Source organism: Mesonia phycicola (assembly GCF_900141885.1).
Lineage (GTDB): Bacteria > Bacteroidota > Bacteroidia > Flavobacteriales > Flavobacteriaceae > Mesonia > Mesonia phycicola.
In genome coordinates this window covers 317,906-329,714 of sequence record NZ_FQYY01000005.1, presented here as the reverse complement: position 1 = coordinate 329,714, position 11,809 = coordinate 317,906, and the positions used below count along the sequence as shown (strand labels likewise).

The 11,809-nt window shown below is 31.0% G+C and carries 10 protein-coding genes; 8 read left to right on the top strand and 2 right to left on the bottom strand.

Annotated elements, in window-relative coordinates:
- From BUC03_RS09430 to murI, 7 genes are all read left to right on the top strand, one after another.
- A complete protein-coding gene (locus tag BUC03_RS09430) occupies nucleotides 1-894 on the top strand; it encodes an NAD kinase (RefSeq protein WP_073150877.1) in 894 nt (297 codons plus the stop codon).
- Nucleotides 895-987: 93 nt separating this feature from the next.
- Entirely contained in the window at nucleotides 988-1,680 is a 693-nt protein-coding gene (porG, locus tag BUC03_RS09425; RefSeq protein WP_073150874.1) for a type IX secretion system protein PorG, read from the top strand.
- Nucleotides 1,681-2,421: an isoprenyl transferase gene (locus BUC03_RS09420; RefSeq protein ID WP_073150871.1), complete on the top strand. Its 741-nt coding sequence runs from the start codon at nucleotides 1,681-1,683 to the stop codon at nucleotides 2,419-2,421. It abuts the gene before it with no gap.
- Between the two features lie 7 nt (nucleotides 2,422-2,428).
- Complete coding sequence (locus tag BUC03_RS09415) at nucleotides 2,429-5,008, top strand: BamA/OMP85 family outer membrane protein (protein ID WP_394333508.1); 2,580 nt, start codon at nucleotides 2,429-2,431, stop codon at nucleotides 5,006-5,008.
- Nucleotides 5,009-5,051: 43 nt separating this feature from the next.
- On the top strand, nucleotides 5,052-5,861 hold the full coding sequence (locus BUC03_RS09410; RefSeq protein WP_073150866.1) for an OmpH/Skp family outer membrane protein: 810 nt from the start codon (nucleotides 5,052-5,054) through the stop codon (nucleotides 5,859-5,861).
- 61 nt (nucleotides 5,862-5,922) lie between these two features.
- Nucleotides 5,923-6,438, top strand: a complete 516-nt coding sequence (locus BUC03_RS09405) for an OmpH/Skp family outer membrane protein (RefSeq protein WP_073150864.1) — start codon at nucleotides 5,923-5,925, stop codon at nucleotides 6,436-6,438.
- Nucleotides 6,439-6,504: 66 nt separating this feature from the next.
- A complete protein-coding gene (gene murI / locus BUC03_RS09400) occupies nucleotides 6,505-7,287 on the top strand; it encodes a glutamate racemase (RefSeq protein WP_073150861.1) in 783 nt (260 codons plus the stop codon).
- Here murI and BUC03_RS09395 read toward each other — a convergent pair.
- On the bottom strand, nucleotides 7,284-8,306 hold the full coding sequence (locus BUC03_RS09395) for a PorP/SprF family type IX secretion system membrane protein (protein WP_073150858.1): 1,023 nt from the start codon (nucleotides 8,304-8,306) through the stop codon (nucleotides 7,284-7,286). The two genes, murI and BUC03_RS09395, sit on opposite strands and share 4 nt — an antisense overlap.
- Nucleotides 8,307-8,535: 229 nt before the next feature.
- Between BUC03_RS09395 and BUC03_RS09390 the strand changes: the two genes are divergently transcribed.
- Entirely contained in the window at nucleotides 8,536-9,444 is a 909-nt protein-coding gene (locus BUC03_RS09390; RefSeq protein ID WP_073150855.1) for a NifU family protein, read from the top strand.
- 84 nt (nucleotides 9,445-9,528) lie between these two features.
- Here BUC03_RS09390 and BUC03_RS09385 read toward each other — a convergent pair whose 3' ends face one another.
- Nucleotides 9,529-11,793 (bottom strand): inorganic phosphate transporter, encoded by a 2,265-nt coding sequence (locus tag BUC03_RS09385; RefSeq protein ID WP_073150852.1) that lies wholly within the window; start codon nucleotides 11,791-11,793, stop codon nucleotides 9,529-9,531.
- Between the last annotated feature and the right edge of the window lie 16 nt (nucleotides 11,794-11,809).

The window sequence follows — 11,809 nt, the reverse complement described above, 5'->3', positions numbered from 1 at the left end:
ATGAAAGTAGCCATTTACGGTCAGTTTTACCATGAAAACTCAGAAAAATACGTTCAGCAATTGCTAGATGCACTTGAGAAAAAAAATATTGAAGTTTTTATTGAAGAAAATTTTTTAGAAATCATTAGAGAAAATGAAGTTATAAAAAAAGAATACAATCAATTTAAAACTTTTAAAAATCTAGATTGCTCGTACGATTTATTTTTTAGTATTGGTGGCGATGGTACTATACTTAAAAGTGTTTACTACGTAAAAGACTTAGACATTCCTATTGTAGGCATTAATACAGGGAGATTGGGTTTTTTAGCAACTATACAAAAAGAAGAAATATCTCAAACTATCTCTTCTATTTTACAAAAAAACTACACAATTTCTAAAAGAGAATTACTAACAATTGCAACAACTCCAAAAACTAATAGTCTTTCTGATGTTAATTTTGCCTTAAATGAAATTACAATAAGTCGAAAAAACACCACCTCTATGATTACTATTAAAACTTGGCTAGATGATAAATACCTAACCGCCTATTGGGCAGACGGGTTAATTATCACAACCCCTACAGGGTCTACAGGCTACTCATTGAGTTGTGGCGGGCCTGTAATAACACCAGAAACAAACGCATTAGCATTAACCCCTATTGCACCACATAATTTAAACGCAAGACCATTAGTAATACCTAACAAAACAAAAATAAAATTAGAAGTATCTACAAGAGCAGGAGAATTTTTAGTATCACTAGACTCTAGACTTACCACGCTAGATGAAAACACCTCAATTTATATAGAGAAAGCACCTTTCACCATAGATTTAGTTTCTTTAAACGAAGATAGCTTTATCCCTACATTACGCCAAAAACTTTTGTGGGGGGAAGATAAGCGCAATCAAAAACAATAAAAACTACTTAAATGTGTTTTTATAACAAATACACCCCTATATAATCAAGTGAGTGAAAACTTAATTCATATATTTGCAAACTTTTAGAAATTTATGAGGTATCTAACGGCAATCATCATGATAGTGCTATTAAACAATACATTACAAGCGCAAACCTACGAAATAGGTGTGATGCTTGGAGGCATCAATTATATTGGTGATGTAGGTAGCACAAATTATATTTCACCAAATGAGTTAGCTATTGGAGGAATATTAAAATGGAATAGAAGCGAAAGACATTCATTTAGAGCAAGTTTGCTATACTCACAATTAAGTGCAGATGATGCAGATTCTGACGAGTCTAGAAGGCAAGAAAGAGGTTATTATTTTGATAATTCATTATTAGAAGGGTCTCTTGGTTTAGAATTTACATTTAAAGAATGGAGTCTACATAAATATAAGCCACAATTTACCCCGTACCTATATAGCGGTATCACTGGTTTTTTAAGTAATGAAATGGGCTTATCTAGTAATAATGAAATAACTAAAAGAAAAAGAAAGATAGATTTTGCTATCCCAATGGTATTTGGCATTAAATGGTCTTTTGCTACAAAATTTGTTTTTGCCGCAGAGATTGGAGCTAGATATACTTTTACAGATAACCTTGACGGAAGTAATCCCGAAGAGTTTGATGGCGGAGAAAATTTACCTTCCTTTGGCAATCTAAACACAAACGATTGGTATATGTTTACAGGAATAACTGTCACTTATACTTTTGGAAGAAAACCTTGTTATTGTAATTTTTAAATGATTTTAAAAGAAAAAATAAATAAAGATAACCTACCAAAACATATTGCTGTTATTATGGACGGTAATGGTAGATGGGCTAAAAGACAAGGCTTCTTAAGAGTTAAAGGTCACGAAACTGGAGCTAAAGCAGTAAGAGAAACAGTAGAAATTTGTGCAGAAATAGGCATAAAAAATCTTACTCTTTTTGCTTTTTCAACAGAAAATTGGAATCGCCCTAAACTAGAAGTAAAAACGTTAATGAACCTTTTAGTTTCTTCTTTAAAAAAAGAAATTAAAACATTAACAAACAACAATATAAAATTAAATGCCATTGGCTCTCTAGATAATTTACCTAGTAAAGCCAAAAAAGAATTACAAGAAGTAATAGAAAAAACCTCTAATAATACTCGAATGACCCTAACCTTAGCTTTAAGTTATGGTTCCCGAGAAGAATTAGTAACTACCATGAAATCTATTGCAGAAAAAGTAAAAGATGGCAGTATACACGTTAATGATATTGATGAAAATACTATTAACAACAACCTATATACAAGTAATCTACCAGATGTAGATTTATTAATAAGAACAAGTGGTGAAGAAAGAATTAGTAACTTTCTGTTATGGCAAATAGCATATGCAGAATTATACTTCACACCTACATTATGGCCAGATTTTAGAAAAGAAAACTTATTAGAGGCCGTTTTAAATTATCAAAATAGAGAGAGAAGATTTGGAAAAACAAGTGAGCAACTTAGTTAATGTGATGATGAATAAACAACTATTAATATTATTAATCTGCATCGCATTTGGTTTTAAAAGTATTGCACAAAACGATGTCGCTATTGCAAATAGTAAAGAATACACTATTGCAGAGATAAAAGTTACAGGAACCTCTAATTATAATGAGCAAACCGTAGTTGCCTTTACAGGCCTAAGAAAAGGTGATAAAATATTTATTCCTGGAGACAGGATGAGTAATGTCATAAAAAAGCTATGGGATTTAGGCCTATTTAGCGACATTAACTTCTACATAAATAAAATTGAAGGAGATCAAGCTTTTCTTGAACTTGAAATACAAGAAGTACCAGAACTTCATGAAGTAACCATAAGTGGGTTAAAAAAGAAAAAGCGCCGAGAAGAAATTATTAAAAACAATAAATTAAAACCGGGCACAAAAGTAACCGAAAATTTAATTGCCAATACACGCGCAAATATCAAAAAAGACTACACTAGTGACGGCTATTTAAATGCCTCAGTAGATATTAGAACAACAGAAATACAAGACACCACTTCTTCTGAAAGTTCTAAAGTAGATATGATATTAAGAATTGATAAAGGCGAAAAAGTAAAAATTTCTGAAATCAACATTGAAGGAAATGAAGTTTTTTCTGATAATAAAGTAAGAGCTCAAATGTCTACCAAGCGTAAAAACTTTTTACGTTTCTGGAAGAGATCTAAATTTATTGAAGAAGACTACATAAACGACAAGAAAGAAATTATAAAAAAATATAAAGAAGATGGTTATCGTGATGCCAGAATAACATCTGACTCTATTATTAAAATTGACGAAGAAGAAATTGCTATAAACATTAATTTAGAAGAAGGTGACAGATACTATTTTGGTGATATTAACTTTTTAGGAAATAGCGTTTATACAGATGACCAATTACACCAAATTTTAGGAATCAAAAAGGGAGATGTTTACAACGGAACCCTTCTTAAAAAAAGAATTGCAGACAACGAAAGTCCAGATGCTAATGATATTACTAACCTATACCAAAATAACGGATTTTTATTTTCACAAATTAACCCTGTAGAGACCAGAATTTACAATGACACTATAGATTTTGAAATAAGAATTGTTGAAGGAAAAGAAGCTTATTTTGATAATGTAATTGTTAACGGAAACGATAAAACTAACGATCACGTTATTTACAGAAACTTAAGAACGCGTCCAGGTCAAAAATACAGCAAAGAAGATGTTGTTAGAACTGTTAGAGAATTAGGTCAATTAGGCTTTTTTGATGCAGAACAATTATCTCCAGAGTTTAAAAACGTAAACCCTAATGATGGTACACTAGATTTAGAGTATAATGTTGTAGAAAGTGGAGCTAGCCAAATTGAACTACAAGGAGGTTATGGCGGTAGTGGTTTTGTAGGTACCTTAGGTTTATCTTTTAATAACTTCTCTCTAAAAGGAATTTTTGATAAAGACGCATATAAACCTTTACCTATGGGAGATGGACAAACTCTTTCTTTAAGGCTTCAAGCATCTACTTTTTATAGAACTTTCAGTTTATCTTTTTCTGAGCCTTGGTTAGGAGGCAAAAAACCAGTTAGATTAACTACATCTTTATCTCACACAGTACAGTATTATTATGATTCTTTTAATGCAGAAGCAGATAAAGATAGAAGATTTTTAATCACAGGTGGTTCTATAGGCTTAGCTAAGCGTTTAACTATACCAGATGATTATTTTACATTATCTACAGCCTTAAGTTTTCAACATTATAACTTAAAAAACTATGATATTGGTTTATTTAACTTCCCTGATGGTTATGCAAACAACTTTGCTATAACATTAGGTATTAGTAGAGATAACACGTATACTAACCCTATTTTCCCTATGGGAGGGTCTAAATTTAGCCTTACCGCTAAATTCACACCTCCATATTCATTATGGAATGGCATTGACTATGGTGATTTAGAAAACCAATCTGATTACAAAGATTCTGAAGGTGACCCTGATTTAGCTAAAATTGATCAAGAAAAATTTAATTGGTTAGAATATTACAAGATTAAATTTAACGGTGATTGGTATAACCAAATTGCAGGAAAATTAGTTTTAAGAACCAATGTTGAATTTGGTTTCTTAGGAGCTTATAATAGTGATAGAGGTATCCCGCCATTTGAAAGATTTTATTTAGGAGGAGATGGTCTTGGGGGTTACAGCTTAGACGGACGTGAAACAATACGTCTTAGAGGTTACCCTAACCAATCTTTAGTACCAATAGATAGAGATTACAGTTCAGATTCAGAAATAACCTCTAGTGATGGAGCAACCATATACAACAAATTTAGTTTAGAATTAAGATACCCTATTACCTTAAAACCATCCGCTTCTATATACGCATTAACATTTGCAGAAGGGGGAGCTTCATATGATGGATTTAAAGACTACAACCCATACCAACTTAATAGATCTGCAGGGTTTGGGGTACGTATATTTATGCCAGCTTTTGGTTTATTAGGTATTGATTTTGGTTACGGTTTTGATCCTATACCAGGAACAGGAACAGGAGCTAACGGTTGGGAAACACATTTTATAATCGGACAACAATTCTAGTTTTTTTTATTTGGCACGATATTTTCTTTATACATAAAGCATTATGAAAAACAGTTTTTTAATTTTCTTCTTTTTTTTAACGCTACCAACAATCACAATTGCACAAAAAAGCATAAAGGTAGCTTACGTAGATATGGAGTATATTTTAGATCATGTTCCTGAGTACAAAGAAGCTACTACACAGCTAGAAGCAAGAACTCAAAAATGGAAATCTGAAATTGAAACTAAAATGCAACATGTAGAAAACATGAAGCAAGAATTAGAAAATGAAAGAGTGCTATTAACAAAAGAGCTAATTGAAGAAAGAGAAGAAGAAATTGACTACGAAGAAAAAGCTATACTAGCATATCAGGAAGAAAAATTTGGCCCACAAGGACAATTTATTGTACAGAAAAGACAATTAATACAACCTGTACAAGACCAAGTTTTTAATGCCGTACAAGAAATAGGAGAAAAGAGACAATATGATTTCATTTTTGAAAATTCTGCCGACGCTCTTCTTTTATTTTCAGCAAAAAGACACGATATTAGCGACCAGGTTTTAAAAATTATAGAAGTTTCTTCAAGAAAAAATGATAGAGAAGACAAAAAAGAAGATGAAAGTGACGACAAATATAAATCTGTAGAGCAAGCAGAAGAAGACAAAGAAAAAGCTGAAGAAAGAGAAGCATTACTCCAACAAAAGCAAGATGAAAGAGACGAGATAATGAATGATCGTCAAAAAACAAGAGATTCTATTAGAGAAGCAAGACAGAAAGAATTTGAAGAAAGAAGAGCAAAACTTATGGAAGATAGACAAAGAAAGAAAGATTCACTACAACAACTAAGAGACCAACAAAAAAACGGAGGTTAAACAACATAAATATTAAAATAGTCAATTAAAAATAATCTAATTACCTTAATTTAAAACAAAAATGAAACAATTTAAAACATTACTAATAGCATTAACATTTAGCCTTGGAGCTATTGCAATTACAAACGCTCAAGATTCTAAAGTTGCTCATATTAATACACAAGAGCTAATAGAAACAATGCCTTCTTACAAAAGCGCTATGTCTCAATTAGACAAACTAGAAAAAACTTACAGAGCAGATATCGACGATTTATTAAAAGAAGCTCAAAGCAAAAACCAAAGATACCAACAAGAAGCTGTTAACCAAACAGAAGAAGAAAATGCTAAAAGAGCACAAGAGCTTCAACAAGATCAACAAAAAATTGTACAATTTCAACAAACTGCACAACAAGATCTTCAGAAAAAAGAAAGTGAATTACTAAGACCTGTTTATGAAAAAGCAAGACTTTCTATTCAAAAAGTAGCTAGAGCTAAGAAGTTTGATTATGTTTTAGATTCTACTACTGGTGCAGGAGGAGTAATTTTAGCAGACGGATATGATTTAATGGCAGACGTAAAAAAAGATTTAGGAATTTAATATTTCTAAAAACAATAATATTTAAGCACTTTCATTAATTTTGAAAGTGCTTTTTTATTTTATATGATGAACAAAACCCTAAGCCCTATTGGCATATTTGATTCTGGTATTGGCGGTACTTCAATATTAAAAGAAATACACCAGTTACTACCACAGGAAAATATTATTTATCTTGCAGACAGCAAAAATGCCCCTTACGGATATAAAACAAAAGAAGAAATTACTCAACTCTGTATAAAAAACACAGAGTTATTAATTAACAAAGGCTGTAAGATTATTGTAGTAGCTTGTAACACTGCTACCACCAACTCTATAGATTACTTAAGAAAAAAATACCCTATTCCCTTTATAGGAATAGAACCTGCTATTAAACCTGCTGCATTAAACTCTAAAAATAATACCGTAGGCATTCTAGCTACTAAAGGAACTTTATCTAGCGAGTTATTTACAAAAACCTCTGAGTTATTTACAAAAAACACAGAAGTGGTAGAAGTGATAGGCGCAGGATTAGTAGAAGCTATAGAAGCAGGTAAACTAAATGAAGAATCTACAACACAGCTTTTAAAAAAGCTATTACAACCAATGTTAGATAGAAACATAGACTATTTAGTACTAGGTTGTAGCCATTATCCCTATTTAATTCCATTACTAAAACAAATACTACCTAAACACATCATTATAATAGACTCAGGGCAAGCTGTAGCACGTCAAACTAAAAACATACTAAAAAGTACCAGCCTGCTAAACACACAGCAAAAAAAAGCTTCTATTGATTTTTACACCAATAGAAGCATAGATATACTTCAAAAATTTGTACCAAAACAAACAGTACAATTTTTAGATTTTTAGTAATTTATAGCAGGACAATTACAATCGTAAGGATCTTTATTTTCACCAATATTGAAACCTAAAGTAATTTGGTGAAAACCAGAGTTAGATAAAACTATTGAATTTGCCTGGTAAGTATATGTATAAGCAAACATAAAATTACCATAGTTAATACCTAAAAATGGAGACACATATTGTAATTTTTGATTACTAACAGAAGAAGCTCCATCTGTAGTATACTCTGCACCATCAAAACTTCTTCTATAAGATAAACCACCCCAAAGTTTTCCAAAATCAAAATCGTGATAAGCTTTAAAATTCACATCTATTGAAGATTCAGAAGTTTCTTCTTTTGCCTGAAAAAGAATAGAAGGTTCAAAAGTCCAATCAGACCCATAAGGATCTATTATATAACCTGCAGAAAACAAATATTGTCTTTGGTTATCTGTTTCAAACTCATCAGAAAAAATATCACGTTGTTGTGGTATTAAATTTTTAACGGTAAAATGTGTATAGAACTCAAATAAGTAATAAGACATACCAAAATCCATATTAAAAAAAGAATCTCTCTGCTCTACTCCAGAAATGTTCGGATCATTAGGATTTACCCCTCCTACTAAATCAGACTCATCTAATTTTTCTTGCAAAACTCCAACGTTTAAACCAAAAGAAAGTTGATTTAAATCTACACGATTTCTAGAAAACATTAAATGATAAGCAAATGTTGCATATACACCTTGTTGAGAAAATCTACCATTACTATCATTATAAAGTATAGCACCTAAACCAACATTTTCTCCTACTCTACCATTTAAACTAGCAGTTTCTAACGCTGGCGCATCATCTACATCAAACCATTGTCTACGTGCAGTTAAACGCAATTTTGTTTGTGTAGCTGCACCTGCCATAGATGGGTGTACCAAGTAAAGATTATCTGTTAAATAATCTGAATATACAGGAATGCCTCTCTCTTGAGCATAAAAATAATTCGTCGTAAAAAAAAGAACTAAAATTAATAAATAGGGGTTAAGTTTTTTCATGTGTGTTCAAGGGTTATTTCATCACTAAAATAAACTTTAATATAACTTTTACAAAATTTGTTGTAGAAATGTTAAAACAATAATTGTTCTCACAAGCAATTATTTTAAGCAATCTAATTGATTAACAACAAATCATGCAAACTTTTAACAAGTTTACTAAATAAATATTGAGCGTAAATATATTCATTTCATTATATTTCTTTTAGTATTTTTGTCGAAAATTTAAGCTATGAGTAAATATTCTATTGAAATAATACCAACCAACAATGAATCTATTCGAAAATTTGAGGCAAATTCTTTCTTGATTCAAGGGGAAGGACACGAATTTAAGAATATTGATGATGCTGAAAACTCACCAATAGCACAACAATTATTTTATTTACCATTTGTAAAAACGGTATATATCGCGCAAAATTTTATTGCTATTGAAAAATTTAATATTGTAGAGTGGTCAGAAATTGAAAATGAATTAGCTGCGCAAATAAACGATTACTTGAACTCAGGAAAAGAAGTAATAAAATCTTCTAGTCAAAATAAAAAAAATATTCCTGTTACAGTTTATGCAGAGAGCACTCCTAACCCAAAAGTGATGAAGTTTGTTGCTAATAAAAAATTAGTAATACAAACTACAGAATTTAAAAACATAGACGAAGCTAAAAATTCACCTTTAGCGCAAAAGCTTTTCCATTTTCCGTTTGTAAAAGAGATATTTTTTGATGAAAATTATGTTTCAATTACAAAATTTGATATTGCAGAATGGGAAGAAATAACCATGGAGTTAAGAGAGTTTATTAGAAATTACATTCAAGAAGGTAATGAAGTTATTACTCAAGAAGCTGCATCTAACAAAAAGGAAGAAGTTAAAGAAGACAAAGCAACCTCAACAGAAAGCTTAGACGAAACTTCTAAACAAATTATTGCTATATTAGATGAATACATTAAACCTGCAGTAGCAAGTGATGGAGGTAATATCATGTTTAACTCTTACGATCCTGAAACTAAAAAGGTAAGCGTAGTATTACAAGGTGCTTGTAGTGGTTGCCCTTCTTCTACTTTTACTTTAAAAAACGGAATAGAGAACATGCTTAAAGAAATGCTTCAAGATAAAGTGAGTAGTGTAGAAGCTTTAAACGGCTAATTCAACCTTTTAACTTTTATAAATAATAAAGCCGGTTATCAAAAGATAACCGGCTTTATTATTTATAATGAAAACTATAGAAGATTAAAACTCTCTTTTAGCGTCTTCATAATATTCTTTAAACAACTGTAACAAGCTCATAGTAGATGTTACTAAATCTTTAGTCTCTAATAACAACCCAAAGTATAGCTTTGTGTTTTTAGGACTTGTTTCTGAAGTTCTAATACGCTCTATTTGTTTTTGAATTAACCCTGAGACTTTATCTAATAAGGTTTGTTTATCATTTAATATTTGATCTATTTTAGAGAAAGAATGATTATCAAACGTTTCAATAATCTCATCAAAAAGAACCTGCATTTCTCTATCTATACTTTTTAAATCTCTAATTTGATTAAACTTAAGATTTTTATGGTTGTTGTTTACGTGTTTATAACTAGATCTAGTTATATGCCCGATTGACTGCACCATATCTTGAAGTGTATCTAAGAAAAGAATGTAGAATTTACTTGCCTCTACAGAATTATCTTCTAAAGATTTTATAAAATAGAATACATTATCTTTTAACTCATCTACCTCATCTTCTAAATCATTTAATTTTTTAGAGTCTTTTCTTAATTTCCCTAAATCGTGATACCCTAAGTGATCTACGGTTTTACTATAACGTTTATTAATCCCTTGAATTACACTAGAAATATTTTGTGAAGTTTCAATAGTAATTTCATTAATAGTAATAATATCGTGACGGTTAAACCTCTTTTTATTTTTCTCTTCTTTTATTTTTTTAGAGTGTAGTATTGCACTTCTTACAATTAAACCTGCTGCTACAATTACTAAAATTGCTAAAGCAATCATACCGCCATACCAAATTATTGCGGCAAATATAGCTGCAGCCAAAAATGCTACACCAGCTGTTATAAACCAACCTCCCACAACATTTACTACCCCAGCAACACGGTAAACCGCACTTTCACGATCCCAAGCTCTATCTGCTAAAGAAGTACCCATAGCAACCATAAAAGTTACATAAGTAGTAGATAATGGTAATTTTAAATTTGTACCAATAGAAATTAGAATACTAGCAACTACTAAATTTACAGAAGCCCTAACAGTATCAAAAGCTGGTGCATCTACTCTCCTGTCTGCTAAAGCAGAATTTGGTTTTTCAAATTTAGACTCAATTTTATTTGTAACACTGCTAGGTAAAATAGTAGTAATTGCATTACTCATTACTACAGAATATCTTACTAATACTCTAGAAAGTGTATTAGGCTCAAAACGCTCGGCTCCATCTCCTTGTCTAGATAAATTTACACCTGTATCTACTACTGCTCTAGCTTTACTAGACAGCCATAAGGTTAATACCATTACACCACCAGCCATAATTAATAAAAACTCTGGCGTTTCTACACTTCCTGCTAAAGCATTCATAGGGAATTCAGAAGGTAACACCCCTGTACTTTGATAAGCAGTTTGCCACAAATCAAAAGATTGGTATGCAGCAATTGGCACCCCTATAAAGTTAACTAAATCATTTCCTGCAAAAGCTAAAGCTAACGCAAAGGTACCTATCAAAATAATTGCTTTTAAAATATTAGTTTTAAAAACACTCATTAATAATTGAGATATAAGTGACCAAACTACAAGGCTAATAGAAATAATTACCCAAGTATTGTCATAAACATATAATTTAAAATCTGCTGGTAGAAATGAAATACTCTTCATCCCTTTAATAAAAATAAAATAGGTAATAGAAGTTAAAGAAACCCCTCCAAAAATTGCACCTACATATTTTAGTTTCTTTTCATATTGAAAAGTGAAAATTAATCTAGAAATATATTGTACAAAAGCACCTATACTAAAAGCCACCACCACAGACAAGAGAATACCCAATACAATCTCTGTTGCTTTAGAGGTATTAATGTAGTTTACTATTAAACTTAAATCTTGTTCTTGTGTATAAAGTTTTATAACCGCAATACTAACTGCTGCACCTAACAACTCAAACACAATAGAAACCGTCGTAGAAGTTGGTAGACCCAACGAGTTAAAAAAGTCTAATAACAAGACATCTGTAATCATGACGGCCATGAAAATAATCATGATTTCATCAAAATAGAATTCACTAGGCATAAAAATACCTTTTCTAGCAACCTCCATTAATCCACTAGAAAATATTGCTCCTACAGCAACACCTAAACTAGCAACAATCATAATTGTTCTAAGAGAAATAGCCTTAGAACCGATAGCAGAGTTTAGAAAATTAACAGCATCATTACTAACACCTACTACCAAATCTGTAATTGCAAGTGCAAATAGAACCACAAGCATTACAATATAAATATTCTCCATAAATATTTTTTTTTAC